The following is a 24,295-nucleotide window of genomic DNA, read 5'->3' as shown; positions in this document are numbered from 1 at the left end:
GGCTGTTATAGGAATCGGCGCGCAAAAAAAGCCCGGCACATGGCCGGGCTTTTACATTCTGTCCGCTTCGCCTCAGCGAATGACCTCATCGAGGTCCACCGGGTCGCCATAGTGCGTGCCCAGTTTCTGACGGATGTCCTCGAACATCGCGTCGTATTCCTTGTGATTGCGCACGACGGCGCCAAAGCGCGGGTGCAGGCCATGCTTCTGCGCAATGCGAGTCGCATCGCTGGCGAAGTTGAAGGCCTGCTCCTTGGGCATATCCCACTCTTCGCTGAAGGCGTTGCGGTCGATTTCGCCTTTCATGGTGAAGTGCACATAGGTGCCCTTCTCCGCATCCTTGCGAATTTCGTAGTAGATGTGAGCGTCAATTTCCTGCTGGTCCAGCCCTGGCATGGCCTGGAGGTGCAGATGGCCCGGTTCGAACATGGCGAATCTCCTTCTATGGAATCCAGACAGTCTAGCGCGCCTAGATGAATTGGAAATCGTCTTGTGTCAGTGCAGGACGTCTTTTCGAACTCTTTCCTGGACCAGCACCCAGGGCGCGATCACCACGGCCCAGAGTTCCGGATCACGGGCGAGGAAGTCCTCCGCCTGGATTTCGTCGACCTTGCTCAGCTCACCGCTGGCCAGCCACCCGGCGACCTTCGCCTTGTCATCCTCGGCCACGCCCACCGCGACCTCCACCAGATCGGCGCCAGCCCCGACCTTGAGCAAGTTGCCGCGGGCGAAGAAGGGCGCGAGCTCCTGCCAGGAAATCTTCGCGGTTTCGCCAAGCAACTTGGCATAGAGGGTGCTAGCTTGTTCAGTCATGGATCTCACCTGGTAAACGATCGGCGCCATGATAGCGCCGAGGCCGCGCCAGGCAAGGTTCGGACGCTGCTTTCCGGATGACGGAAACCCTAAGGGACAAATCTGGCAGGCGCCGTTTTTCTGTACGTTTGTGTCAATCATGCGACATGCGCTCGGCCAGCCCGCCGCCCCCCGCTTTTCAAGCGGTAAAGCGGCACTCTACACTGTACCGGTACAGTTGCCGGTGGGCCTGTCCGGGGCAATCCCGGTTCGGCAGCCTTCGGCTACCAGGACTACAAAAAAAAACGAATAACACAAGAAGAGTGGAGCACTATGAAAAAGGGTACTCAGCGTCTTTCCCAGCTGTTCACCGCCATGGCACTCGCCGGCGTTGCCAGCTACTCCATGGCCGCCGACACCATCAAGATCGCTCTGGCCGGCCCGGTGACCGGCGCCGTCGCCCAGTATGGGGAGATGCAGTTCGTTGGCGCGAAAATGGCCATTGAGCAGATCAACAAGGCTGGTGGCGTAGACGGCAAGCAACTGGAAGGCGTGGTCTACGACGACGCTTGCGATCCGAAACAAGCCGTGGCCGTTGCCAACAAAGTCGTCAACGATGGCATCAAGTTCGTGGTTGGCCACCTCTGCTCCAGCTCCACTCAACCGGCATCCGACATCTACGAAGACGAAGGCGTGATCATGATCACCCCTGCGTCCACCAGCCCGGACATCACCTCCCGTGGCTACAAGCTGATCTTCCGCACCATTGGTCTGGACAGCCTGCAGGGCCCGACCGCCGGCAAGTTCATCGCCGAGCACATCAAGCCCAAGTCCGTGGCCGTGATCCACGACAAGCAGCAGTACGGCGAAGGCATCGCCACTGCCGTGAAGAAGACCCTGGAAGGCGCCGGCATCAAGGTTCCGCTGTTCGAAGGCATCAACGCCGGCGACAAGGACTTCTCCGCGATGATCGCCAAGCTCAAGCAAGCCAAGGTGGACTTCGTCTACTACGGCGGCTACCACCCGGAACTGGGCCTGCTCCTGCGCCAGGCCAGCGAGAAGGGCCTGAAGGTCGGCTTCATGGGTCCGGAAGGCGTCGGCAACAAGGAAATCTCCGCCATCGCCGGCCCGGCTTCCGAAGGTCTGTACGTGACCCTGCCGAAGTCCTTCGACCAGGATCCGAAGAACAAGGGTCTGGTTGACGCCTTCAAGGCCAAGAACGAAGACCCGAGCGGTCCGTTCGTGTTCCCGGCCTACGCCGCTGTCGAAGTCATCGCCGAAGGCATCAAGAAAGCCGGCAGCGAAGACACCGACAAGGTTGCAGCAGCCCTGCGCGCGAACACCTTCGCTACCCCCACCGGCGACCTGGCCTTCGACGAGAAGGGCGACCTGAAGAACTTCAACTTCGTGGTCTACCAGTGGCACAAGGACGGCACCAAGACCGAAGCCAAGTAAGCCACCCGCCGACACACAAAGCCCACTGCACCCGCAGTGGGTTTTGTTTATCCGAGTATTCCGGGGGTCCGTCGCGCCACAAGCGCCGCTTCACGCGACGCCCGAGGAGTTAGGTAATGCCTGATCTCTATCACTATCTGCAACAGCTGATCAACGGCCTCACCGTCGGCAGCACCTATGCCCTGATCGCCATCGGCTACACCATGGTCTACGGCATCATCGGCATGATCAACTTCGCCCATGGCGAGGTGTACATGATTGGCTCGTACGTAGCCTTCATCGTGATCACGGGGCTGGCGATGATGGGAATCGTAAGTCTTCCTGTCGTCATCATCTGCACCTTCGCCGCCAGCATCATCGTCACCAGTGCTTACGGCTACGGTATCGAACGAATCGCCTACCGCCCGCTGCGCGGAAGCAACCGACTGATTCCGCTGATCTCCGCGATCGGCATGTCGATCTTCCTGCAGAACGAGGTCCTGCTCGCCCAGGACTCCAAGGACAAGGCCATCCCCAACCTGCTGCCGGGCAACTTCATCATCGGCCCGGATGAAATGAGCGGCGTGACCATCTCGTACATGCAGGTGCTGATCTTCATCATCACCCTGCTGACCATGTATGGCCTGTCCATGTTCATCTCCCGTTCCCGCCTGGGCCGCGCCTGCCGCGCCTGCGCCGAGGACCTGAAGATGGCCAACCTGCTGGGCATCAACACCAACAACATCATCGCCCTGACCTTCGTCATCGGCGCCACCCTGGCCGCCGTGGCCGCGGTGCTGCTGGGCCTGCAGTATGGCGTGATCAACCCGCACATCGGCTTCCTGGCCGGCATCAAGGCGTTCACCGCCGCGGTGCTGGGCGGCATCGGCAGTATCCCGGGCGCCATGCTCGGCGGGCTGGTGCTCGGAGTTGCCGAAGCCTTCGGCGCCGACGTGTTCGGTGACCAGTACAAGGACGTGGTGGCGTTCACCCTGCTGGTGCTCGTCCTGCTCTTCCGCCCCACCGGCATCCTCGGCCGCCCGGAGGTGGAAAAGGTATGAGCCAGAAACTCAAGACCGCATTTTTCAGTGCCCTGCTGGTGATGGCCGTCGCCTACCCGGTACTCGGCATCAAGCTCAGCGTGGTTGGGATCGGCCTGCAACTGCAGGGCGTCAGCCCGACCACCCTGTGGGTGATTGCCGCGTGTGCCGTGGCGATGTTCGTCTGGCAACTGGTGCGCGACAAATTCCATTTCGTGACCAGCACCCGCCAGTTCCTGTCCAGACCGCACACCAAGCTCGCCGAACGCCTGACCCACTCCTCGGTACAGCGCAAGATCATCCTCGGCCTGATCGTCGTCGCCCTCGCCTGGCCGTTCTTCGGCTCGCGCGGCGCGGTGGACATCGCCACGCTGATCCTGATCTACGTGCTGCTGGGCCTTGGCCTGAACATCGTGGTGGGCCTGGCGGGCCTGCTCGACCTGGGCTACGTCGGCTTCTACGCCGTGGGCGCTTACAGCTACGCGCTGCTCTCGCACTATTATGGTCTGGGCTTCTGGACCTGCCTGCCGATCGCCGGCCTGATGGCAGCCTTCTTTGGCTTCATCCTCGGTTTCCCGGTGCTGCGCTTGCGCGGCGACTACCTGGCGATCGTGACCCTGGGCTTCGGCGAGATCATCCGCATCCTGCTGCGTAACCTCACCTGGCTGACCGGCGGCCCCAACGGCATCAGCAACATCGAAAAGCCCAGCCTGTTCGGCCTCTCCTTCGAGCGCCGCGCCCCCGAGGGAATGCAGACCTTCCACGAGTTCTTCGGCATCGCCTACAACTCGAACTACAAGGTCGTGTTCCTCTACCTGGTCGCGCTGCTGCTGGTGCTGCTGGTGCTGTTCGTGATCAACCGCCTGCTGCGCATGCCCCTGGGCCGTGCCTGGGAAGCCCTGCGCGAAGACGAGATCGCCTGCCGTGCCCTTGGCCTGAACCCGACCATCATCAAGCTCTCCGCCTTCACCCTCGGCGCCTGCTTCGCTGGTTTCGCCGGCAGCTTCTTCGCCGCGCGCCAGGGCCTGGTGACGCCGGAATCCTTCACCTTCATCGAGTCGGCGACCATCCTCGCCATCGTCGTGCTGGGTGGCCTGGGTTCGCAGCTGGGTGTGATCCTCGCCGCCGTGGTGATGATCCTGCTGCCCGAACTCATGCGTGAGTTCAGCGAGTACCGCATGCTGATGTTCGGCGCCATCATGGTGCTGATGATGATCTGGCGTCCGCAGGGCCTGCTGCCCATGCAGCGTCCGCATCTGGAGTTGCGCAAATGAGCCAGACCATTCTTGAAGTAAACGGCCTGACCATGCGCTTCGGCGGCCTGCTGGCCGTCAACGGCGTGGCGCTGAACGTGAAGGAAAAGCAGGTGGTCTCGATGATCGGCCCCAACGGCGCCGGCAAGACCACCGTGTTCAACTGCCTGACCGGCTTCTACCAGCCCACCGGCGGTGAAATCCTCCTGCGCGGCGAGGCCGTGCAGGACCTGCCCGGCCACAAGATCGCCCACAAGGGCGTGGTGCGGACTTTCCAGAACGTTCGCCTGTTCAAGGAAATGACCGCGGTGGAGAACCTGCTGGTCGCCCAGCACCGCCACCTCAACACCAACTTCCTCGCCGGCCTGCTCAAGACCCCGGCCTTCCGTCGTCGTGAAGCGGAAGCGCTGGACTACGCCGCGCACTGGCTGGAAATCGTCAACCTCAAGGACATCGCCAACCGCCCGGCGGGCACCCTCGCCTACGGCCAGCAGCGCCGCCTGGAGATCGCCCGCTGCATGATGACCCGTCCGCAGCTGTTGATGCTGGACGAACCGGCGGCCGGCCTGAACCCACGGGAGACCGAGGACCTGAAGGCACTGATCGCCATGCTGCGTGCCGAACACGGCGTCACCGTCCTGCTCATCGAGCACGACATGAAGCTGGTGATGAGCATTTCCGACCATATCTACGTGATCAACCAGGGTACCCCCCTGGCCGACGGCACCCCGGAGCAGATCCGCGGCAACCCGGATGTGATCAAAGCCTATCTGGGGGAGGCCTGAGTCATGCTGAAGTTCGACAAGGTTTCCACCTTCTACGGCAAGATCCAGGCGCTGCATGACGTCAGCATGGAGGTCCAGCAGGGCGAGATCGTCACCCTGATCGGCGCCAACGGCGCCGGCAAGTCGACCCTGCTGATGACCCTCTGCGGCTCGCCGCGCGCCTCCTCGGGCAGCATCACGTACCTGGGCGAGGAACTGGTCGGCAAGGAATCCTCCGTGATCATGCGCAAGAGCATCGCCGTCGTGCCGGAAGGCCGTCGCGTGTTCGCCCGCCTGACCGTGGAAGAGAACCTGGCCATGGGCGGTTTCTTCACCAGCAAGGGCGATTACCAGGAGCAGATGGACAAGGTCCTGGCACTCTTCCCGCGTCTGAAGGAACGCTTCAACCAGCGCGGCGGCACCATGTCCGGCGGTGAACAGCAGATGCTCGCCATCGGCCGTGCGCTGATGAGCAAGCCCAAGCTGCTGCTGCTCGACGAGCCGTCCCTGGGCCTTGCGCCGATCATCATCCAGCAGATCTTCGACATCGTCGAACAACTGCGCCAGGAAGGCGTGACCGTCTTCCTCGTCGAGCAGAACGCCAACCAGGCGCTCAAGCTCGCCGACCGTGGCTACGTGCTGGAGAACGGCCGCATCGTCATGCAGGACACCGGCGCCAACCTGCTGGTGAACCCCAAGGTGCGCGACGCGTACCTCGGCGGCTGACGCGCGCTGAAATGAAAACGGCCCTTCGGGGCCGTTTTTTATTGGCGGGCGAGTACTGCTTTTCGTAGGAGCGAGCTTGCTCGCGAACAAGCTCGCCGGTGAGTTCTGCGTATAGATATTCGCGAGCAAGCTCACTCCTACAAAGCCTCAGTTCTGCGCCTCGGACTGGGCAATGAACTCCAGCATCTTCTCGCTACCGTCGACCAGGTCGGTATGGATGGCCGCGCGGGCAGCGGCACCGTCGCCTGCACGCAACGCCCGCAGCACTTCCCAGTGGTGTTCGATCGCCATGCGCTCGTTGAAGTCGGCGTAGGCCTGGGCGATCAGCGGGCCGGTGCGCATCCACAGGCTGTCGAGGAAGCCGCGCAGCAGCGGCATGCCGGCGATGTCGGCCAGGGCGAAGTGGAAGGCCTGGTTGAGCTTGAGCGCCGACACCATGTCCTCGGCGTGGATCGCATCGAGGTTCTGGCGGATGTTGGCTTCCAGCTCATCCAGCTGCTCGGTGCTGGCCCTGGCGGCAGCCGTCTCGGCCGCCAGTCCTTCGAGGGCCACGCGGATGCTGCGGATTTCCAGGTACTGCTCGCGGGTGAGCAGCGGCACGCGGATGTCGCGCGGCGTCTTGAGCACCAGCGCCTGCTCCTTGGCCAGTTGCAGGATCGCATCGCGCACCGGGGTCACGCTGGTGCCCAGCTGCTGCGCCAGGTCGCGAATGCGCAGGCGGTCGTCCGGCTTGAAGCGGCCGGTGATCAGCGCCTCGCGCAGCAGCGCATAGACGCCGCTGCCCAGGTAGGAATGGTTCAGCCCTTCGATCGGGTAGTTCATCGCGTTCTCATCGCAGTCTCGTCACATGGCGCGGCATGCCGGCGCGCATGATGCGGATTGGGCGCCAGGGATGCCAGCGAGATTACACATGCTGCCCGCCGTTGACGTGGATTTCCGCGCCATTCACATAGGACGCGCCGCTGGTGCAGAGGAAGTGGATCAGCGAAGCGACCTCCTCCGGCTTGCCCAGGCGGTGCATGGGAATGTCGCGCTCGACGATCAGCTCGGTCCCCGAGGACAGGATCGCGGTATCGATCTCCCCCGGGGCGATGGCGTTGACGCGCACGCCGTGCGGGCCGAAGTCGTGGGCCATCTCGCGAGTCAGCGCCGCCAGCGCAGCCTTGGAACAGGCGTAGGCGACCCCGGCGAAGGGATGCACCCGCGAACCGGCGATGGAGGTGACGTTGATCACCGAACCCTTGGCCGCCTTCAGCTCGTCGAACAACCCGCGCGCCAGCAGTGCGGTGGAGAACAGGTTGACGTTGAAGACCTTCAGCCAGGTGGCGTAGTCGCTCTCCAGCACACCCAGGCGTTCCCCCTCCGCCCCCTTGGGCGAGATGCCGGCATTGTTCACCAGCGCATGCAGCTGGCCGCCGAGCTTCTCGCGGATCTGCGGCAGGCTGGCCTGCACGCTGTCGATGTCTTCCAGATCCAGGTGGATATGGTTGATCAGCCCTTCGGCCCAGGGGCATTCGGCGCTCCAGTCCTGGCGCGAGGCGGTGAACACGCGCCAGCCGGCGGCGTTGAAATGCTTCACCGTGGCATGGCCGATGCCGCGGCTGGCACCGGTCAGTAACAAGGTCTTGCTCTGGTTCATGGCGAATCCCCCTGCGAAGTGCAACGTCCGTGGTGAGCGATGGCTCAAATAAAAACATGATGCATCATGTTTTGGAAGATGTTTAAATCGACCTCGCGTCATCCGATTCCAAACAACAACAAGAAACTGGAGGACATCCCATGCTCGACCGCACCTGTTCCGCGCGCTCCTCACCCTGAGCCAACGGGCGACCGGTCGGCCTCCCAGCTCGGGCCGTCCCAGCCCCTCTCTTGAAGCTGCCCTCTTTTCGATGGGCCGGATTGGCCCGACCTGGAGTAATCGCATGTTCAAGAAAGTCGTAGCACTGATGATGCTGGCCGGCGGCGCCGCCCAGCTCCACGCCGAGACACTGACCGTGGTGTCCTTCGGTGGCGACAACAAGGTGGCCCAGGAAAAGGCCTTCTACAAACCCTTCGAGCAACAGGCCAAGGTCACCGTGCAGGGCGCCGAGTACAACGGCGAGATGGCGAAGATCAAGGTCATGGCCGACACCGGCAAGACCAGCTGGGACGTGGTCGAAGTGGAGTCCCCGGAACTGATGCGCGGTTGCAGCGAAGGCCTGTTCGAGCAGCTCGACTGGTCGAAGCTGGGCAAGCGCGAGGACTTCCTCGATGCCGCCGTGAGCGACTGCGGCGTGGGCATTTTCATCTGGTCCACGGTGCTCACCTACGACGCCAAGAAGCTGGCCAGCGCACCGACCGGCTGGGCCGACTTCTGGGACGTGAAGAAATACCCGGGCAAGCGCGGCCTGCGCCGTGGCGCCAAGTTCACCCTGGAGTTCGCCCTCGAAGCCGACGGCGTGAAACAGGCCGACCTGTACAAGGTGCTGGGCACTAAAGAAGGCGTGGACCGCGCGTTCAAGAAGCTCGACGAGATCAAGCCCTACATCCAGTGGTGGGAAGCCGGTGCGCAACCCCTGCAGTGGCTGGCCGCCGGCGACGTGGTGATGACCAGCGCCTACAACGGCCGCGTCGCCACCGCGCAGAAGGAAGGCCGCGACTTCGCCATCCAGTGGAACGGCAGCATCTACGACCTGGACCACTGGGCCATCGTCAAGGGCAGCCCGAAGAAGGAGCTCTCCGAGCAATTCATCGCCCTGGCCAACAAACCCGAGCACCAGAAGGTGTTCGCCGAAAACATTCCCTACGGCCCGACCAACAAGAACACCATCCCGCTGATCGACCCGGCCATCGCCGGCAAGCTGCCCACCGCGCCGCAGAACCTGGAAAACGCGCGCGCCATGGACACCGAGTTCTGGATCGACCACGGCGAGGAGCTGGAACAACGCTTCAACGCCTGGGCGAGCAAATGACCGCCGGCGCACCGCCCGACACGAGGTCGGGCGGTGCGCCGCGACTCGCCAGGCCGCTGCACGATTGACCTGCTGGACCCGCTGGAGAAGTACCCGTGCCCCTCAATACCGCCCTCGTTCAAGACCACCTGCTGGAAGCGGCCCCCGCCCAGGTGAGCGACGCCCAGGCCGCCGCGATCGCCGAAGAGTATTTCGGCCAGCGCGGAACCCTGAACCGGCTCGCCGGCGAACGCGACCTGAACTTCCATATCAGCCACGGCCACGGCGATGACCGCCTGCTGAAACTCTCGCACCCGCTGGAAGACCCTCAGGTAGTGGACTTCCAGACCCGCGCCCTGCTGCGCGTCGAGGCCACCGACCCGACCCTGGCGGTGCAGCGCGTCTACCCCTCGCTGAGCGGCGAGTACCAGATTCCGGTGGTCGTCGACGGCCAGCCGATGCTCGCCCGCCTGTTCTCCTTCGTCGACGGCCTGCCGCTGCACCGTGTGCCGCAACGCAGCCGCGCCCTGCGCGAGAACCTCGGCGACGCCCTGGCCCGCCTGGGCCTTGCACTCGATGGCTTCGAGCACCCGGCGTCCGGCCACGAGCTGCTCTGGGACCTGAAGCACGCCTCGCGCCTACGCCGCCTGCTGACCTACATCGAGGACCGCGAGCAGCGTGCGCTGGTCGAACGCTTCCTCGACAACTTCGAACGCCATGCCCTGCCCCGCCAGGCCGGCCTGCGCGCCCAGGTGATCCACAACGACCTGAACCCGCACAACGTGATCGTCGATACCGCGCGCCCTGATCAGTTGCGCAACATCCTCGACTTCGGCGACATGGTCCATGCGCCGCTGATCAACGACCTCGGCGTCGCTGCCGCCTACCAGGTGGGCGAGCCGGACGCGCCGCTGGCCACCGCCTGCGAGATGATCGCCGCCTACCATCGCCGCCGCCCGCTGCTGGAAGCCGAGCAGGAAATCCTCGCCGACCTGATCGCCACGCGCCTGATCATGACCCTGTGCATCACCGCGTGGCGCGCCAGCCTGCACCCCGAGAACCGCGACTACATCCTGCGCAACACCCATCACGCCTGGCAGAGCCTGCAAGGCCTGGCCCGCCTGAGCCGGGAACAGGCGCAAGATCAGATCTTCACCGCCTGCGCCAATCAAGAGGAGCCCCGTCCATGACCATGCCCAACGGATTCAGCCCGGCCGACGCCGACCGCCTGAGCGACGAGGAGCGCCGTCTGATCGAGCGCCGCGAGCGCCTGCTCGGCCCGGCCTACCGGCTGTTCTACGAACGCCCGCTGCACACCGTGCGCGGCGAAGGGGTCTGGCTCTACGACAAGCAGGGCAACCGCTACCTCGACGCGTACAACAACGTCGCCTCCATCGGCCACTGCCACCCACGCGTGGTGCAGGCCATCGCCAGCCAGGCGGCGGTGCTGAATACCCACACCCGCTACCTGCAGGAAGGCATCCTCGACTACGCCGAGGACCTGCTCTCGACCTTCCCCGCCGGCCTCGAACAGGTCATGTTCACCTGCACCGGCAGCGAGGCCAACGACCTCGCCCTGCGCATCGCCCGGCATTACACCGGCGGCACCGGGGTGATCATCACCCGCTTCGCCTACCACGGCGTCACCGGCGACATCTCCGAACTCTCGCCAGCCCTGGGTTCCGGCATCACCCTGCCCGCCCACGCGCGCACCGTGCGGGCGCCGGACGCCTACCGGCTGGGCGCAGAGAACGTCGGCAAGTTCCTCGCCGACGACGTGCGCGCCGCCATCGCCGACCTGCGCGCCCATGGCATCAAGCCCGCCGCGCTGCTGCTCGACGGCATCTTCGCCAGCGACGGCGTGCTACCGGAGCCGGTCGGCTTCCTCGCCGAAGCGGTGAAGGTCGCCCAGTCGGAAGGCCTGCTCTACATCGCCGACGAGGTCCAAAGCGGCTTCGCCCGTACCGGCCGAACCATGTGGGGCTTCCAGCGCCACGGCGTGCAGCCGGACCTGGTCACCCTCGGCAAGCCCATGGGCAACGGCCAGCCCATCGCCGGCGTTGTGGCACGCGCGGACATCCTCGAAAGCTTCGGACGCAACGTGCGCTACTTCAACACCTTCGGCGGCAACCCGGTGTCCTGCGCGGCGGCCCAGGCGGTGCTGGACGTGATCCGCGACGAGAAGCTGCAGGAGCGCTCGCAGTGCATCGGCGACTTCATGCTGGAGGGCATCCGCCGACTGGCCGACCGTCACGAACTGATCGGCGACGTGCGCGGCGCGGGGCTGTTCCTCGGCGTCGAACTGGTGACCGACCGTGCCGAAAAGACCCCGGCCGCCAACCAGACCCGTCGCGTGGTCAACGCCATGCGCGAGCGTGGTGTGCTGATCAGCGCCGCCGGCCCCATGGAGAACATCCTGAAGATTCGCCCGCTGCTGGCTTTCGAGCAGGAGCACGCCGAGCTGTTCATCGACTGCCTGGACCAGGCCCTGCAGGAAGTGGCCGGCTGATTCGCCGCGCAAGAAAAAACGGGCGGGGCCTGCGGAGTTCACCCTCCGCCAGCCCCGCCCGTTTTCCATTCAGGGGGGATCAGAAACCGACGCCGACGTTGACCATCGCCGCGGAGTTGCCCAGCACCACCAGCTCGGTGCCAACCGGCCCCAGGCGAGCGCCCAGCGAAGGAATGATCGCCGGCGCCACGCCGTAGTGGTTCAGCGGGATCTTGTCGCGGTATTTGCCGTGATAGCCCTGCAGCGCGCCACCGGTGACCTTGGCGTAGAACGGCGTGCCTTCCCAGTCGAAGCGCTTGCCGGCATAGACGTAATTGGAGCGCTGGCTGAAGGAGTTACGGAAAGTCGCGCCACCGAACACCACGCCATCGGCGCGGTTGCGCTCGAGGCCAATCAGGTCCTGGTGATTGTTGTGCTCCGGGTCGTTACTCCAGTGGGTGGTGTAGACGCTGGTCTGCAGGTACCAGAAATCCCCGCTCTCGGCCTGGGCGGCAGCGCAGCCGAGTGTCAGCAGCAGTGCTATCAGCAGAGTGGAACGGTTCATGGCAACTGCCTCAAGGAGCTTTCAGAAAGAAGAGAGGCAAAGCCTAAGCCTCCCTCCCTGAACTTCCCCTGAACTCTCTCTGAACCAATCCTGAACGAAGCTGAACGAACCTGAACGAAGCTTCCTTCAGCCTTCCAGTGCTACCAGTTGCTGCCGGCTCTGCTCGAACCAGCGCAGCAGGTAACCCGCCAGCAGCTGCGTGCGGCGCGGCAGGCGGCCCTGGTACGGATGGATGAGGAAGACCGGCTGGCTGCGCGTCTGATAGTCGCGCAACAACCAGACCAGACGGCCGTCAGCCAACTCCTGCTGAATCATATAGGACGGCAGCCGGCTGATGCCTGCGCCAGCCAAGGCTGCCTTCTTCAGCAAGGTGTAGTGGTTGCTCGCCAGCAGGCCGCTGACCGTCACGCGGAACAGTTCATGATGTCGCTGGTAGAGCCAGGTGCCGCTGTCCTGATAGTGGGTGTTCTGCAGGCAGGAATGCCCGGCCAGCTCCGCCGGCGACTGTGGCACCCCATGGCGCGCCAGGTAATCCGGCGTGGCACAGGTCAGCTCCTGAAGCGCGAACAGCGGCCTTGCCACCAGGCGCTCGTCCGCCGCCAGGCTGCCGGAGCGGATCGCCAGGTCGAAGCCATCCGCGACCAGGTCCCTCAGGGTGTTGGACAGGTCCAGCTCCAGGCGGATCTCCGGATACTCGCGGGAGAACTCCATCAGCCAGGCATCGAAGAAGGTCTCTCCCAGGGACACCGGCAGGCTCAGGCGCACCGTGCCTCGCGCCTCGTCCTGCAACGCCAGCACCGCCTGCCGCGCCCGCGCCGCCTGGGCATTGAGCGCCTGGGCCTCGGGCAACAGCGCAGCCCCCGCGGCGGTCAGCGACAGACGCCGGGTGGTGCGGTGCAGCAGGGTCGTGCCCAGCGCCTGCTCCAGCACGGAAATGCGCTTGGACAACTGCCCCTTGCTGCAACCGAGCTTCTCCGCCGCGCGGGTGAAGCTGCCGCACTCCAGCAGCACGGCAAAGGCGGAAAGGTCTTCCAGATCGCTGGCTATTGTTTCCATATGAAAACCAAAGGTTGTCGATTGGCATGATTATCAAAACAGAAGGTCACTCTAGACTGAATTCACTTTCAGCCAAACCACCTCAGTGGAGAGCCTTCATGAAAATCATCCTGATCGGTGCCAGCGGTACTCTCGGCCAAGCCGTCGCCAACGAACTGGGCCCGCGCCATGAAATCATTCGCGTCGGCCGCAATAGCGGCGATTTCCGCGTGGACATCACCGACAGCGCCTCGATCCGCGCCCTGTTCGAGAAGACCGGCGGCTTCGACGCGCTGGTCAGCGCCGCCGGCAAGGTGCACTTCGGCAAGCTCTCGGAGATGGGCGAGGCGGAAATGGAGATCGGCCTGAAGGACAAGCTGATGGGCCAGGTGAACCTGGTGCTGATCGGCAGCCAGTACGCCAACGACGGCGCGTCCTTCACCCTCACCACCGGCATCCTCAGCGAGCAGCCCATCGTGCTGGGCAGCTCGGCCAGCCTGGTCAATGGCGCGGTGGAAGGCTTCGTGCGCAGCGCCGCCCTGGAGCTGCCGCGCGGCCAGCGGATCAACGCGGTAAGCCCGAATGTGCTGGTGGAGTCGATGGAGGGCTACGCGCCGTTCTTCCGCGGCTTCAAGCCGGTGCCTGCAGCCGACGCCGCCCTGGGCTTCGCCCGCAGCGTGGAAGGCGCGCAGACCGGGCAGGTGTACAAGATCTGGTGAGCCAGGGGCGCAATTGCGTCCGATGACGTAGGGCGTACAACCGTTCGCGGTTGTACGCCGATAAACCTGAAATCGGCATCAGCCGTTGGCCCTGGTTCGCGAGCAAGCTCGCTCCTACAGGTGCCGGCGTGTAGCGCGGTGCTTTTCGTAGGAGCGAGCTTGCTCGCGAACAAACCCCCTACTCGGTTTTCCCGGCATAGCAGACAGGCGAACTCCCATCCCCCTGCTTCTCCAGCTCATCCTCGAGGAAATCCGCCAGCACCTGCGCGTTGTTGTGCGTCTCGTCCTTGGCCGCATAGAGCAGCGTCAGCGTGCCCTTGCCCGCCAGGTCGAGCAGCCCCATCCAGTGTTCCGGATGAGCATTCAGTTCGCGGTGGTAGGCCTTGCGGAATTCCTCGAACAGACTCGGATCGTGATGGAAGCGCTGGCGCAGTTCGTTGGACGGCGAGGCGTCCTTGGCCCACTGCTCCATGTGCAGGTCTTCCTTGCGAATCCCGCGTGGCCACAGGCGGTCCACCAGCACCCGGTAACCATCATCCTGCGTCGCCGGCTCGTAAGCACGCTTGCAACGAATCATCCGATTTCCTCCCCGAGCCTGGCATTGCCCTTGAGATAGCCGGCTTCGCTGGGTAACGTGGGCCCACTTTCGAGGGAGCCCGTTCCATGCGATCCAGCCGTTTCATTCTGTTCAGCCTGCTACCCCTGTTCGCCGCCTGCCAGGTGTGGACGCCGAACAAGACCGATCTTAACGCCTCCACCCGCCTGCAAGGCGAACTCAGCCAGCAGGACGGCAAGCTTACGTTCCGTGGTTGCACCGAGCAGCGCCGCTTCAGTGTCGAGGATAGCGCCAATACCGGCCTACCCCGCGACGCCCGCAGCCTGTTCGAGGATGGCGCCAGCAAGCTGTTCGTCGACCTGCGCGGCAACTTCAGCGGCAGCACCGCCGCCGGCACCGACGGCAAGCTGGAAGTGACCAAGGTCCTGCGCCTGCAGAACGAAGGCCCCGGCTGTGACGATCCGAACTTCAAGCGCAGCATCGTCCGCGCCCACGGCAACGAGCCGGGCTGGAGCGTGCTGGTCAACAACCAGGGGCTGCTGCTCGAACGGCCCGGCAAGGAGTCGCTGGTGGTGCCCTACATCGCCGAGGGCCTGCCCAATGGCAGCACCAGCTATTCCAGTGAAGCCAATGGCGAGAAGCTGGAACTCTGGGTCGCCCCGGCACGCTGCCAGGACGGCATGAGCGGCGCACTGACCAACCTGTCCGCCGAGCTGCGGGTGGACAGCCAGGTCATGCACGGCTGTGCCTATCCGGGCGGCGCCAGCAACGACTGAGCCGGCGCGGCAGGGATCAGAACAGCAGCCCTGCCGCTCGCAACCGCGCCTTGAGCGCGACGAGCCCGCCCTCGTATTCCCAGTAGACCACCCGACCGTGGCTGGACGTCACCAGCACATACTTCTCGCTCACCGACTGGATACGTTCCAGACGCACCAGCCGACTCCGGCTCGTTGAGCTGCTCGACCACCTCGCGGTTCTGCTCGTCGTAGCCGTGGACCATGAAAGCCGCACGCACCTTCAGACTGATGAAGCTCATCGGTTCCCCCCGCTCAAAGCGCCCGCTCGGCCGCCCGCCGCGCGTGGATGGCGGTGGTATCGAACAGCGGCACTGACGCATCCTGCGGGCCGACCAGCAGGGAAATCTCGGTGCAACCGAGGATCACCGCCTGCGCGCCGCGCTCCACCAGCGAAGCGATGATGCGCCGATAGGCATCGCGCGACTCGTCAAGAATCCGCCCCAGACACAGCTCCTCGTAGATGATCCGGTGCACCACCTGGCGCTCGTCGTCCGAAGGCGTGAGCACCTGCAGGTCGAACTTCTCCTGCAGGCGGTCCTTGTAGAACGCCTGCTCCATGGTGAAGCGCGTGCCCAGCAAACCGACCTTCGTCACCCCCGCCTCGCGAATCACCTCGGCGGTCGGGTCGGCGATGTGCAGCAGCGGGATGTCCACCGCCGCCTCGATGGCCGGCGCCACCTTGTGCATGGTGTTGGTGCAGAGCACCAGGAAGTCCGCGCCGGCCGCCCGCAGCGAACGCGCGGCCCCCGCCAGGAGCGCCCCGGCGGCGTCCCAGTCACCGGCGTGCTGCAGGCGCTCGATCTCGTGGAAGTCCACGCTGAACAGCACGATCTTCGCCGAGTGCAGGCCGCCCAGGCGCTCCTTGATGGTCTGGTTGATCTGCCGGTAGTAGGGAATGGTGGACTCCCAGCTCATGCCGCCGATCAGGCCGATGGTCTTCATGGGCTCACTCCAGCCCGCAGTGGGGAACGCTGCCCGGCAGCGCCGCACCGTGCTCGACGCACTGGCGCAAGCCTTCGATCAGCGGATCGAGATCGAAGCCCTGGGACAGCAACCACAGCGCGTTGTAGTAGGTGGTCTCGTAACGCTCGCCGCTGTCGCAGAGGATCGCGACGATCGAGCCACTCTCGCCGCGCTCCACCATCTGCCGCGCCACCAGCAGCGCACCGATCAGGTTGGTGCCGCTGGAGCCGCCGACATGCCGCCCGAGGCGCTGGGCCAGGTAATGCATGGCCGCCAGCGACAACTCATCCGGCACCTGGCAACAGGCATCGATCACCGCGGGCAGGAAGGACGCCTCGACGCGCGGCCGGCCAATACCCTCGATGCGCGAGCCGTAGCTCAAGGTCAGGTCGCGATCGCCGGTGCGGTAGGACTCGAAGAACACCGAGCGCTCGGCATCGGCGCAGAGCACGCGGGTCTCGTGGCGACGGTAGCGGGCGAAGCGGCCGAGGGTGGCGAGGGTGCCGCCGGTGCCCGGGCTGGACACCAGCCAGGACGGTTCGGGGAAGCGCTCGTGGCGCATCTGCTGGAAGATCGACTCGGCAATGTTGTTGTTCGCCCGCCAGTCGGTGGCGCGCTCGGCATAGGTGAACTGGTCCATGAAGTGCCCGCCGGTTTCCTTCGCCAGGCGCTCGGACTCGGCGTAGATCTGCGTCGGGTCTTCCACCAGATGAGCCTGGCCGCCATAGAAGGCGATCTGCGCGATCTTTTCCTTGGAGGTACTGGAGGGCACCACGGCAATGAACGGCAGGCCGAGCAGCCTCGCGAAATAGGCTTCGGAGATCGCCGTGGAGCCGCTGGATGCCTCGATCACCGGCGCGCCGGGACGCAGCCAGCCGTTGCACAGCGCGTAAAGGAACAGCGAACGCGCCAGTCGGTGCTTGAGGCTGCCAGTGGGATGACTGGACTCGTCCTTGAAATACAGGTCGACACCCGGCAGGCCAGGCATCTCCAGGGGGATCAGGTGGGTATCGGCGCTGCGCTGGAAATCCGCCTCGATGATGCGGATCGCCTCGCGGGTCCAATTACGGTCTTGGGCGGACATGCTGTTTCCTCGTCGAATGGCAGAAAGTCAGTCCAGCACACCGGCGGGCGGCGTGGGCGGCGCACTGCGCCACTGGCTGAGGGCGACCCCGATGAACACCAGCCCAGCGGCCAGCGCCTGCTGGCCGCTGAGCACCTCGCCCAGGAACAGGGCGGCGAAGATCAGGGTGAACACCGGGATCAGATTGATGAAGCCGGTCGCCTGGCTCGCCGGCAGCCGGCTGACGCCGAAGTTGTACAGGCCGTAGGCGCCGACGGTGACCACGCTGCCCAGGTAGATCAGCGCGAACCAGCCGGTCGGGCCGGGCGCCGGCGGCAGGCCTGAAGTCGCCAGCGCCAGCGGCAGGAAGAACAGCGAACCGATGAGGGCTTGCATGGCAGTCAGGATGAAGGGCGAGTAGCGCGCCGACAGGTGCTTGAGCAGCAAGGTGTAGCCGGTGGCGCAGAGCATCGCCAGCAGTTCGTAGAAGTTGCCCAGCAGCGGATTCGGCGCGTGGCCGTTCGCTTCGCTGGCCAGGGTCAGCCAGAGCGCGCCAAGCACCGCCAGGGCGAACCCCAGCCAGGTGTTGCGGGCGATCTTCTCGTGCAGCAGGAAGAACGCCCCCACCGCGACCAGCAATGGCAATAGCGCCGTGATCATGCCGGCCTGGGCGGCGCTGGTGTGCTGCAGCGCCAGGGACTCGAAGATGAAATACAGGCAAGGCTCGCAGGCGGCGAGCCCGAGCAGCCACTTCCAGTCACCGGCGCGGTAGTCGATGCGTCCGCGCCAACGCCAGGCGGCGAGGAAGATCAGGCTGCCCAGCGCCATACGGGCGAAGATCACCCACATCGCCGGCAATTCCTGGAAGGCGAATTTCAGCGCGATGAAGGAACTGCCCCAGAGCGCCATGGCCAACACCAGGCACGCGAGGGCGAACGGCCGGGATTGCTGCACGGGACGCTCCAGTCAAAAGATCCCCGGAGTATAGGAGGCGCCCGGTATGTGCCGACAGGTACAGAATCGTGGGGAAACTGTATGGGCGATCACTGACGTATCGATCGGACCGTAGGGCGTACAACCGTTCGCGGTTGTACGCCGTTTCACCTTCCTCCGCCTAGCGCTCCAAGGCCGAGCCCTGAGTCGCCGGCAAATACGGTTAAACGGCCTATAACGTCGAACGTTATACGCCCGACGTCTGCCTGTTCACTCCCAAGGCTTGCCCTTGGTCCCCCGCTCCACCGGCGTGCGCTGCTGCATCGCCGCCTTGGCCAGCAGGTGGGCGCTGATCGGCGCGGTGATGAACAGGAACACGGTGATCAGCAGTTCATGCAGGCTGACGCCCTCGCCACGGGTGCTGAAATACAGCATCGAGGCCAGGATCACCCCGCCGACGCCCAGGGTCGAAGCCTTGGTCGGCGCATGCAGGCGGGTATAGAAATCCGGCAGCCGGTACAGGCCGATGGCGCCGAGCAGGGCGAACAGGCTGCCGGCCAGCAGCAGCAGGCAGACCAGCGCTTCGATCACGACGTCTGCGCTCATTCGATGATGTCTCCGCGCAACAGGAACTTGGACAGGGCCACGGTGCTGACGAAGCCCATCACCGCGATCAACAGCGCCGCCTCGAAGTACAGGCCAGTGCCCTTCCAGATGCCGAACAGCACGATCAGCGCGATGGCCTCGATCGACAGCGTATCCAGCGCCAGGATGCGGTCCGCCGTACCCGGCCCGCGGATCAGCCGCGCCACCGTGAGCAGCAGTGCAAGGCCAAGGATCGCCAGGCACAGGGGAATCACGTAGCCGAGCATTCGAACACCTCCTTGAGCGGCGCTTCGTAGCGGGCCTTGATATCCGCCGCCAGGGCCTGCGGGTCCGGTACGTCGAGGCCGTGAACCAGCAGCATGCGGCGGTCGTCGCTGAGATCGGCGGACACTGTGCCCGGCGTCAGGGTGATCACGCTGGCAAGGATGGTGATGGCCAGGTCGTCGGTCAGCTCCAGCGGAATCTCCACGAAGCCAGGCTGCAGCCTGGCCTTCGGCCCCAGCACCAGCCTGGCCACCTGCAGGTTGGCCACGACTATGTCGTACAGCACCAGCGCGATGAAACGCAGCAGCAGGCCCGGCCGGCGGACGCGCGGGGTGGACAGCAGCAGGTCGCGGCACAACAGCGGCAGCACCAGGGCGAGGAACGCACCGAGCAACCAGTGGCCGAGGGAGAAATCGTTGACCATCAGCAGCCAGGTGAACAGCAGGATGGCGCTGAGCAACGGGTGCGGGAGGATGCGGCGGATCATGCGCCACCTCCCAGCAGGATCGCCTGGCGATACAGGTCGACGTCCAGCAGTTGCGCGGCGGTCGCCTGGGCATAGGCCAGCAGCGGCCGCGCGGCAACCACCATCAGCGGCGCGCTGGCCAGCAGGCCGAAGGCCGCCAGCAGCTTCACCGGCTCACGCTCGGCGCTGCCCAGCACGGTACGGCCGGTACGCCAGAACAGCGTGCTGCCGGCGCGGCTCAAGGCGACGATAGTGACCAGACCGCTGACCAGCACCACGCTCCACAGGGCGATGGCCTCGCTGCCGCCGCTCACCGAGCGCAGCAACATCAGCTTGCCGAGGAACCCCGACAACGGCGGCAAACCGGCCACGGCGATGGCGCCGAAGAAGAAGGCGCCGCCCAGCAGATGCGGTTGCAACAGCGCAGGGCCCTGCACCAGTCGCCCCGCCTTGTCGCCGCGCTGGCGGGCGATCAGGTCGGCGAGCAGGAACAACCCGCCGGCCACCCAGATGCTGTGCAGCAGGTAATACATCGCAGCGGACAGCGCCTCCGGCGTACCCAGCGCAATCGCCGCCAGCAGCGTACCAGCGGACACCACCACCAGGTACGACAGCAGCCCTTGCAGCGTGGTCGCCGCCAACGCGCCCAGCGCACCAGCGGCGATACCGGCCAGCGCCAGCGACCAGAGCCAGGCCTGGGCCAGGTTCGCCAGCTCGCCGGCCTGCTCGCCGAAGATCAGCGTGTAGACCCGCAGGATCGAGTAGATGCCGACCTTGGTCATGATCGAGAACAGCGCCGCCACCGGGGCGGTCGCCTCCGCGTAAGCGCGAGGCAGCCAGAAGTACAGCGGCAGCAGCGCCGCCTTGAGGCCGAACACCACCAGCAGCAACAGCGCGGCGGCGCGCACCAGCGGCGCCTGTTCGGCACTGAGCTGGGCGACCCGCTCGGCCATGTGCGCCATGTTCAGGGTGCCGGTGATGCCGTAGAGCACTCCCACCGCGATCAGGAAGAACGCCGAACCGACGAGGTTGAGCACCACGTAATGCACGCCCGCACGCACCCGCCCTGCCCCGCCGCCGTGCAGCAGCAATGCGTAGGACGCGATCAGCAGGATCTCGAAGAACACGAAGAGGTTGAACAGGTCACCGGTGAGGAAGGCCCCGTTCAGACCGAGCAACTGGAACTGGAACAGCGCATGGAAGCGCTTGCCGCGCCGGTCGTCGCCGCACAGCGCGTAGATCAGCGACAGGCTGGCGAGCAGCGCGGTGGCGGCGAGCATCAGCGCGCTGAGGCGGTCCAGCACCAGGATGATGCCGAACGGCGGTTGCCAGTTGCCCAGCGCATAGAACTGCACCACGCCGCTGTCGGCCTGTTGCAGCAGCACGGCGGACAACGGCACCAGGGCCAGGGTGGCGAGCAGCGACAGGCCACGTTGCAGGCGCTCGCCCATGGCGCTGGTGAGCAGCAACAGGCAGCCGGCGAATAGCGGCAGCAGGACGGGCAGGATCAGCCAGTGGTTCATCGGCCCTGCTCTCCTTCGTGGCCGTTGCCGCCATCGACGTGATCACCGCCAGTCTCAGCCAGCCCGCGCAGGGCCAGGACAATGACGAACGCCGTCATGGCGAATCCAATGACGATGGCGGTCAGCACCAGCGCTTGGGGGATCGGGTCGCCGGCGTTGGCAACCTTGCCGATCACCGCCGGGTCGCCGGCCAGCCGGCCCATGGCGAAGAGGAACAGGTTGACCGCGTAGGACAACAGGGTGAGCCCCAGCACCACCGGGAAGGTCCGCGCACGCAGCAGCAGGTACACGCCGCTGGCGGTCAGCAGGCCGAGGGTGACGGCGAACAGCGCTTCCATCAATGCGCCTCCTTGGACAGCGTCGGAACATCCGGCGGCGCGGTGACCGAACCGAGTCCCGAAAGGATCAGCAGGGTCGCGCCGACCACGGTGAAGTACACGCCAAGGTCGAAGAGCATGGCGGTGGCCAGTTCGATCTCACCCACCAGCGGGATGTTGAAATGGCCGAAGGACGAGGTCAGGAACGGGAAGCCGAAGAGCCAGCTGCCCAGTCCGGTGAGCCCGGCGATCAGCACACCGAGCCCGGCCAGGCGCCCATAGTCCAGCGGCAGGCGCGTGCTCACCCAGCGGCTGCCGCAGGCGATGTACTGCAGGATCAGTGCGACCGAGGTGATCAACCCGGCGATGAAGCCGCCGCCCGGCAGGTTGTGCCCGCGCAGGAAGATGAACACCGAAACCAGCAGTGCCAGCGGCAGCATCAATCGGGACAGCACGCCGAGGATCGGCGGGAAGCGGTCTGCCGCCCAGGCGCGGCCCTCGTCGTCGCGCTCGGCGCGCAGCAGGCGCAGGCCGTCGAGCAGCGCGAAGATGCCGACGGCGGCGATGGCCAGCACGGTGATCTCGCCGAGGGTATCGAAGCCCCGGAAATCGACCAGGATCACGTTCACCACGTTGTGCCCACCACCGCCGGACACACTGTTTTCCAGGTAGTAGCCGGCAATGCTGTCGTACGGACGGGTCAGCACGGCGTAGGCCAGCAACGTCACCATCACCCCGGCGCCGATCGCCACCACGAAGTCGCGCAGGCGGCGCAGGCTGCTGGACGACGCTGGCGTGCGCGCCGGCAGGTAGTACAGCGCCAGCATCAGCAGGACCATGGTCACCACCTCCACCGACAACTGGGTCAGTGCCAGGTCCGGCGCGGCGAAGCGGGCGAAGGCCAGCGCCACCAGCAGGCCGGCGATGCTGAGGATGATCAGCGCGGTCAGGCGCTGGCGGTGGAACCACACGGTCAGCGGCCCGCACAGGGCGAGCAGGACCAGTCCGAGCGCCGTGATACCGTCCAGCGGCGTCTGCGCCCGCGTGCCTTCGATACTCGGCAACGGTGCGAGGCCGGCGAACACCACGATCACGGCGGCCAGCAACAACAGCATGGCGTAGCGTTGCAGCGAACCATTTTCGAGGAACGCGGTAATCCGAACGGCAACGTGCACCAGTCGCTGTACCTGCTGCTCGAACACCAGCTTGGCGTCCATCGCCGGCAGCCCGGCGTACCAGTCGAACAGCGGCTTGCGCAGCACGTAGAGCAGCACGCCGCCGGCGGTGGCGACGAAGCTCATCGCCAGCGGCGCATTGAAGCCGTGCCAGATCGCCAGGCTGTACTCGGGCAGCGCGCCGTTCAGGCTCGACGCGGCGGCGCCGGCCAGCAGCGGGCCGACGATCAGCGACGGCATCACACCCACCAGCAGGCAGATCAGCACCAGGATTTCCACCGGCACCTTCATGTAGCGCGGCGGCTCATGTGGATGCGGGTTGGGCAGGTTGATCGGCTCGCCGTTGAAGAACACGTCGTGGATGAAGCGCACCGAGTAGCTCACCGAGAACAGCGCGCCGACGGTCGCCAGGGTCGGGATCAGCCAGTTGAAGCTGCCCATCATGTTCTGCGCCAGGGTCTCGCCGAAGAACATTTCCTTGCTGAGGAACCCGTTGAGCAGCGGCACGCCGGCCATCGATGCCGAGGCCACCATCGCCAGCACCGCGGTGTGCGGCATGTACTTCCACATGCCGTTGATGCGGCGCATGTCGCGGCTGCCGGTCTCGTGGTCGATGATGCCGGCGGCCATGAACAGCGAGGCCTTGAAGGTGGCGTGGTTGATGATGTGGAAGATCGCCGCGACGTTGGCAAGCGGCGAGTCCAGGCCGAACAGCAGGGTGATCAGGCCCAGGTGGCTGATGGTGGAGTAGGCCAGCAGACCCTTGAGGTCGTTCTGGAACAGCGCCATGAAGGCGCCCATCAGCAGGGTCGCAAGACCGGTGAGACTGACCAGGTAGAACCACAGGTCATTGCCCGACAGCAGCGGATACAGGCGCGCCAGCAGGAACACGCCGGCCTTCACCATGGTCGCCGAGTGCAGGTAGGCGGAGACCGGCGTCGGCGCGGCCATCGCGTGGGGCAGCCAGAAATGGAAGGGGAACTGCGCGGACTTGGTGAACACGCCCAGCAGCACCAGGCACAGCGCCAGCGGGAACAGCGGGCTGGCCTGCAGCACGTCGCGCGCCCCCAGCACAGTGCTCAGCTCGAAGCTGCCGACCACATGGCCGATCAGCAGGATGCCGGCGAGCAGCGCCAGACCGCCGCCGCCGGTAACCGCCAACGACATGCGCGCCCCCTTGCGCGCATCCGAGCGATGGCCCCAGAAGCCGATCAGCAGGAACGACGACAGGCTGGTCAGTTCCCAGAACATCAGCATCAGCAGCAGGTTTTCGCTGAGCACCACGCCGAGCATGGCGCCCATGAACAGCAGCAGGAAGGCGAAGAAGCGCCCGGCGGGCTCTTTCTCCGACAGGTAATAACGGGCGTAGAGGATGACCAGCAGGCCGATGCCGAGAATCAGCAGGGCAAAGAGGAAGCCCAGGCCATCCAGGCGCAAGCTGAGACTCAGGCCGAGTTCCGGCAGCCACTGCGTGCTGAAGACCCGGGCTTCGCCGCTCAGCACTTCGCGCTGGCTCAGCAGCAGAATCAAGCCCGTCAGCGGCACCAAGCCAGTGGCGGCAGCACAGGCGCTACGGCCGAAGCGTTCGCTCAGGAGGGGCAACATTACCCCGAAGAAAGGCAGCGCAATGATCAGCGCCAGCATCATGACCCACTCCTATCCACCGCCGGGCGGCCCCCATACAAACGCCCTCGCGCCAAGTGCGCCGGCGTGCGAAGGCCACGATTATCCATATCTATCGATAACGTGTCATGGATTGAAATATTACTAAAATTCAGGCCGCCCGCGCAGCTAGCGAGCCGTGCGGAGGAAATCCGTCCCCCGAAAACAATAGCGCGCGACAACCACAATGGCTGTCGCGCGCTGAAAGCCGGCTACCTCATGGG

The 24,295-nt window shown here is 65.2% G+C and carries 26 protein-coding genes and 1 pseudogene; 10 read left to right on the top strand and 17 right to left on the bottom strand.

Translation table 11 applies throughout. The features are described from left to right. Positions 1–72: 72 nt before the first annotated feature. Both SD196_RS07215 and SD196_RS07210 read right to left on the bottom strand, forming a co-directional pair. Positions 73–429 carry a DUF5064 family protein gene (locus SD196_RS07215; RefSeq protein WP_275610676.1) on the bottom strand — a complete coding sequence of 119 codons (357 nt, stop codon included), beginning with the start codon at positions 427–429 and terminating at the stop codon, positions 73–75. Between the two features lie 66 nt (positions 430–495). Beyond that, the gene (locus SD196_RS07210; RefSeq protein ID WP_275610675.1) at positions 496–813 is read right to left on the bottom strand and encodes a DUF2288 domain-containing protein; all 318 of its coding nucleotides are present in this window, start codon (positions 811–813) and stop codon (positions 496–498) included. A 312-nt stretch (positions 814–1,125) separates the two neighbouring features. On the opposite strand from SD196_RS07210, the gene SD196_RS07205 reads away from it, so the two are divergent. The 5 genes from SD196_RS07205 (at position 1,126) to SD196_RS07185 (ending at position 6,009) form a co-directional block, all read left to right on the top strand. After that, the gene (locus tag SD196_RS07205; RefSeq protein ID WP_331316340.1) at positions 1,126–2,247 is read left to right on the top strand and encodes a branched-chain amino acid ABC transporter substrate-binding protein; all 1,122 of its coding nucleotides are present in this window, start codon (positions 1,126–1,128) and stop codon (positions 2,245–2,247) included. Between the two features lie 116 nt (positions 2,248–2,363). Then, positions 2,364–3,287: a high-affinity branched-chain amino acid ABC transporter permease LivH gene (livH, locus tag SD196_RS07200; RefSeq protein ID WP_207885138.1), complete on the top strand. Its 924-nt coding sequence runs from the start codon at positions 2,364–2,366 to the stop codon at positions 3,285–3,287. After that, a complete protein-coding gene (locus SD196_RS07195; protein WP_275610673.1) occupies positions 3,284–4,540 on the top strand; it encodes a high-affinity branched-chain amino acid ABC transporter permease LivM in 1,257 nt (418 codons plus the stop codon). The genes livH and SD196_RS07195 overlap by 4 nt, the downstream gene beginning before the upstream one ends. Next, positions 4,537–5,304: a high-affinity branched-chain amino acid ABC transporter ATP-binding protein LivG gene (livG, locus tag SD196_RS07190; protein WP_275610672.1), complete on the top strand. Its 768-nt coding sequence runs from the start codon at positions 4,537–4,539 to the stop codon at positions 5,302–5,304. The genes SD196_RS07195 and livG overlap by 4 nt, the downstream gene beginning before the upstream one ends. A 3-nt stretch (positions 5,305–5,307) precedes the next feature. Further along, positions 5,308–6,009 carry an ABC transporter ATP-binding protein gene (locus tag SD196_RS07185; RefSeq protein WP_275610671.1) on the top strand — a complete coding sequence of 234 codons (702 nt, stop codon included), beginning with the start codon at positions 5,308–5,310 and terminating at the stop codon, positions 6,007–6,009. Between the two features lie 147 nt (positions 6,010–6,156). Here the strand turns inward: SD196_RS07185 and SD196_RS07180 are convergent, their stop codons facing one another. Both SD196_RS07180 and SD196_RS07175 read right to left on the bottom strand, forming a co-directional pair. Beyond that, positions 6,157–6,831, bottom strand: coding sequence for a GntR family transcriptional regulator (locus SD196_RS07180; RefSeq protein WP_275610670.1), 675 nt, complete (start codon positions 6,829–6,831; stop codon positions 6,157–6,159). A gap of 82 nt (positions 6,832–6,913) precedes the next feature. Continuing rightward, positions 6,914–7,648: an SDR family NAD(P)-dependent oxidoreductase gene (locus SD196_RS07175; RefSeq protein WP_343574196.1), complete on the bottom strand. Its 735-nt coding sequence runs from the start codon at positions 7,646–7,648 to the stop codon at positions 6,914–6,916. Between the two features lie 283 nt (positions 7,649–7,931). Between SD196_RS07175 and SD196_RS07170 the strand changes: the two genes are divergently transcribed. From SD196_RS07170 to SD196_RS07160, 3 genes are all read left to right on the top strand, one after another. Next, positions 7,932–8,960 (top strand): ABC transporter substrate-binding protein, encoded by a 1,029-nt coding sequence (locus tag SD196_RS07170; protein ID WP_416311223.1) that lies wholly within the window; start codon positions 7,932–7,934, stop codon positions 8,958–8,960. Between the two features lie 95 nt (positions 8,961–9,055). Next, on the top strand, positions 9,056–10,129 hold the full coding sequence (locus SD196_RS07165) for a phosphotransferase (RefSeq protein WP_416311222.1): 1,074 nt from the start codon (positions 9,056–9,058) through the stop codon (positions 10,127–10,129). After that, a complete protein-coding gene (locus SD196_RS07160; protein ID WP_416311221.1) occupies positions 10,126–11,448 on the top strand; it encodes an aspartate aminotransferase family protein in 1,323 nt (440 codons plus the stop codon). Before SD196_RS07165 ends, SD196_RS07160 begins: the two co-directional genes overlap by 4 nt. Positions 11,449–11,527: 79 nt before the next feature. On the opposite strand, the gene SD196_RS07155 is transcribed toward SD196_RS07160, so the two are convergent. Both SD196_RS07155 and SD196_RS07150 read right to left on the bottom strand, forming a co-directional pair. After that, positions 11,528–11,992 (bottom strand): sn-glycerol-3-phosphate transporter, encoded by a 465-nt coding sequence (locus SD196_RS07155; protein WP_275610665.1) that lies wholly within the window; start codon positions 11,990–11,992, stop codon positions 11,528–11,530. A gap of 126 nt (positions 11,993–12,118) precedes the next feature. Then, positions 12,119–13,048, bottom strand: a complete 930-nt coding sequence (locus tag SD196_RS07150; protein ID WP_275610664.1) for a LysR family transcriptional regulator — start codon at positions 13,046–13,048, stop codon at positions 12,119–12,121. A 98-nt stretch (positions 13,049–13,146) separates the two neighbouring features. Here SD196_RS07150 and SD196_RS07145 point away from each other — a divergent pair, with 98 nt between their 5' ends. Then, positions 13,147–13,746: a short chain dehydrogenase gene (locus SD196_RS07145; protein WP_275610663.1), complete on the top strand. Its 600-nt coding sequence runs from the start codon at positions 13,147–13,149 to the stop codon at positions 13,744–13,746. Between the two features lie 178 nt (positions 13,747–13,924). Here the strand turns inward: SD196_RS07145 and SD196_RS07140 are convergent, their stop codons facing one another. Beyond that, entirely contained in the window at positions 13,925–14,323 is a 399-nt protein-coding gene (locus tag SD196_RS07140; RefSeq protein WP_275610662.1) for a DUF488 domain-containing protein, read from the bottom strand. Positions 14,324–14,409: 86 nt separating this feature from the next. Here SD196_RS07140 and SD196_RS07135 point away from each other — a divergent pair, with 86 nt between their 5' ends. After that, positions 14,410–15,078 carry a COG3650 family protein gene (locus SD196_RS07135; protein WP_275610661.1) on the top strand — a complete coding sequence of 223 codons (669 nt, stop codon included), beginning with the start codon at positions 14,410–14,412 and terminating at the stop codon, positions 15,076–15,078. 16 nt (positions 15,079–15,094) lie between these two features. Here the strand turns inward: SD196_RS07135 and SD196_RS07130 are convergent. The 10 genes and pseudogenes from SD196_RS07130 to SD196_RS07085 all read right to left on the bottom strand — a co-directional run bounded on the left by SD196_RS07130 (position 15,095) and on the right by SD196_RS07085 (position 24,056). Continuing rightward, positions 15,095–15,338: pseudogene (locus tag SD196_RS07130) on the bottom strand (hypothetical protein). Between the two features lie 13 nt (positions 15,339–15,351). Next, positions 15,352–16,041 carry an aspartate/glutamate racemase family protein gene (locus tag SD196_RS07125; RefSeq protein WP_416311220.1) on the bottom strand — a complete coding sequence of 230 codons (690 nt, stop codon included), beginning with the start codon at positions 16,039–16,041 and terminating at the stop codon, positions 15,352–15,354. A 4-nt stretch (positions 16,042–16,045) separates the two neighbouring features. Beyond that, the gene (locus SD196_RS07120; protein ID WP_371233860.1) at positions 16,046–17,146 is read right to left on the bottom strand and encodes a PLP-dependent cysteine synthase family protein; all 1,101 of its coding nucleotides are present in this window, start codon (positions 17,144–17,146) and stop codon (positions 16,046–16,048) included. A 27-nt stretch (positions 17,147–17,173) separates the two neighbouring features. Beyond that, positions 17,174–18,034, bottom strand: coding sequence for a DMT family transporter (locus tag SD196_RS07115; RefSeq protein WP_416311722.1), 861 nt, complete (start codon positions 18,032–18,034; stop codon positions 17,174–17,176). A gap of 294 nt (positions 18,035–18,328) precedes the next feature. Then, positions 18,329–18,664, bottom strand: coding sequence for a Na+/H+ antiporter subunit G (locus SD196_RS07110; protein ID WP_275610657.1), 336 nt, complete (start codon positions 18,662–18,664; stop codon positions 18,329–18,331). Further along, on the bottom strand, positions 18,661–18,930 hold the full coding sequence (locus SD196_RS07105) for a K+/H+ antiporter subunit F (protein ID WP_275610656.1): 270 nt from the start codon (positions 18,928–18,930) through the stop codon (positions 18,661–18,663). Before SD196_RS07105 ends, SD196_RS07110 begins: the two co-directional genes overlap by 4 nt. Continuing rightward, entirely contained in the window at positions 18,915–19,415 is a 501-nt protein-coding gene (locus tag SD196_RS07100) for a Na+/H+ antiporter subunit E (RefSeq protein WP_275610655.1), read from the bottom strand. The genes SD196_RS07105 and SD196_RS07100 overlap by 16 nt, the downstream gene beginning before the upstream one ends. After that, entirely contained in the window at positions 19,412–20,917 is a 1,506-nt protein-coding gene (locus tag SD196_RS07095; protein ID WP_343574219.1) for a monovalent cation/H+ antiporter subunit D, read from the bottom strand. Before SD196_RS07095 ends, SD196_RS07100 begins: the two co-directional genes overlap by 4 nt. Then, positions 20,914–21,255, bottom strand: coding sequence for a Na+/H+ antiporter subunit C (locus SD196_RS07090; RefSeq protein ID WP_275610653.1), 342 nt, complete (start codon positions 21,253–21,255; stop codon positions 20,914–20,916). Before SD196_RS07090 ends, SD196_RS07095 begins: the two co-directional genes overlap by 4 nt. Beyond that, on the bottom strand, positions 21,255–24,056 hold the full coding sequence (locus SD196_RS07085) for a monovalent cation/H+ antiporter subunit A (protein WP_416311219.1): 2,802 nt from the start codon (positions 24,054–24,056) through the stop codon (positions 21,255–21,257). Before SD196_RS07085 ends, SD196_RS07090 begins: the two co-directional genes overlap by 1 nt. Between the last annotated feature and the right edge of the window lie 239 nt (positions 24,057–24,295).

Source organism: Pseudomonas macauensis, assembly GCF_047902425.1.
Lineage (GTDB): Bacteria > Pseudomonadota > Gammaproteobacteria > Pseudomonadales > Pseudomonadaceae > Pseudomonas.
This window is presented reverse-complemented; position numbering and strand designations above follow the sequence as displayed.

What these genes read in the sequence shown, in the direction of transcription:
- SD196_RS07215 (WP_275610676.1), bottom strand. Translation starts at nt 429, where the DNA reads ATGTTCGAACCGGGCCATCTGCACCTCCAGGCCATGCCAGGGCTGGAC.
- SD196_RS07210 (WP_275610675.1), bottom strand. Translation starts at nt 813, where the DNA reads ATGACTGAACAAGCTAGCACCCTCTATGCCAAGTTGCTTGGCGAAACC.
- SD196_RS07205 (WP_331316340.1), top strand. Translation starts at nt 1,126, where the DNA reads ATGAAAAAGGGTACTCAGCGTCTTTCCCAGCTGTTCACCGCCATGGCA.
- livH (WP_207885138.1), top strand. Translation starts at nt 2,364, where the DNA reads ATGCCTGATCTCTATCACTATCTGCAACAGCTGATCAACGGCCTCACC.
- SD196_RS07195 (WP_275610673.1), top strand. Translation starts at nt 3,284, where the DNA reads ATGAGCCAGAAACTCAAGACCGCATTTTTCAGTGCCCTGCTGGTGATG.
- livG (WP_275610672.1), top strand. Translation starts at nt 4,537, where the DNA reads ATGAGCCAGACCATTCTTGAAGTAAACGGCCTGACCATGCGCTTCGGC.
- SD196_RS07185 (WP_275610671.1), top strand. Translation starts at nt 5,308, where the DNA reads ATGCTGAAGTTCGACAAGGTTTCCACCTTCTACGGCAAGATCCAGGCG.
- SD196_RS07180 (WP_275610670.1), bottom strand. Translation starts at nt 6,831, where the DNA reads ATGAACTACCCGATCGAAGGGCTGAACCATTCCTACCTGGGCAGCGGC.
- SD196_RS07175 (WP_343574196.1), bottom strand. Translation starts at nt 7,648, where the DNA reads ATGAACCAGAGCAAGACCTTGTTACTGACCGGTGCCAGCCGCGGCATC.
- SD196_RS07170 (WP_416311223.1), top strand. Translation starts at nt 7,932, where the DNA reads ATGTTCAAGAAAGTCGTAGCACTGATGATGCTGGCCGGCGGCGCCGCC.
- SD196_RS07160 (WP_416311221.1), top strand. Translation starts at nt 10,126, where the DNA reads ATGACCATGCCCAACGGATTCAGCCCGGCCGACGCCGACCGCCTGAGC.
- SD196_RS07155 (WP_275610665.1), bottom strand. Translation starts at nt 11,992, where the DNA reads ATGAACCGTTCCACTCTGCTGATAGCACTGCTGCTGACACTCGGCTGC.
- SD196_RS07150 (WP_275610664.1), bottom strand. Translation starts at nt 13,048, where the DNA reads ATGGAAACAATAGCCAGCGATCTGGAAGACCTTTCCGCCTTTGCCGTG.
- SD196_RS07145 (WP_275610663.1), top strand. Translation starts at nt 13,147, where the DNA reads ATGAAAATCATCCTGATCGGTGCCAGCGGTACTCTCGGCCAAGCCGTC.
- SD196_RS07140 (WP_275610662.1), bottom strand. Translation starts at nt 14,323, where the DNA reads ATGATTCGTTGCAAGCGTGCTTACGAGCCGGCGACGCAGGATGATGGT.
- SD196_RS07135 (WP_275610661.1), top strand. Translation starts at nt 14,410, where the DNA reads ATGCGATCCAGCCGTTTCATTCTGTTCAGCCTGCTACCCCTGTTCGCC.
- SD196_RS07125 (WP_416311220.1), bottom strand. Translation starts at nt 16,041, where the DNA reads ATGAAGACCATCGGCCTGATCGGCGGCATGAGCTGGGAGTCCACCATT.
- SD196_RS07120 (WP_371233860.1), bottom strand. Translation starts at nt 17,146, where the DNA reads ATGTCCGCCCAAGACCGTAATTGGACCCGCGAGGCGATCCGCATCATC.
- SD196_RS07115 (WP_416311722.1), bottom strand. Translation starts at nt 18,034, where the DNA reads ATGGCGCTCTGGGGCAGTTCCTTCATCGCGCTGAAATTCGCCTTCCAG.
- SD196_RS07110 (WP_275610657.1), bottom strand. Translation starts at nt 18,664, where the DNA reads ATGAGCGCAGACGTCGTGATCGAAGCGCTGGTCTGCCTGCTGCTGCTG.
- SD196_RS07105 (WP_275610656.1), bottom strand. Translation starts at nt 18,930, where the DNA reads ATGCTCGGCTACGTGATTCCCCTGTGCCTGGCGATCCTTGGCCTTGCA.
- SD196_RS07100 (WP_275610655.1), bottom strand. Translation starts at nt 19,415, where the DNA reads ATGATCCGCCGCATCCTCCCGCACCCGTTGCTCAGCGCCATCCTGCTG.
- SD196_RS07095 (WP_343574219.1), bottom strand. Translation starts at nt 20,917, where the DNA reads ATGAACCACTGGCTGATCCTGCCCGTCCTGCTGCCGCTATTCGCCGGC.
- SD196_RS07090 (WP_275610653.1), bottom strand. Translation starts at nt 21,255, where the DNA reads ATGGAAGCGCTGTTCGCCGTCACCCTCGGCCTGCTGACCGCCAGCGGC.
- SD196_RS07085 (WP_416311219.1), bottom strand. Translation starts at nt 24,056, where the DNA reads ATGATGCTGGCGCTGATCATTGCGCTGCCTTTCTTCGGGGTAATGTTG.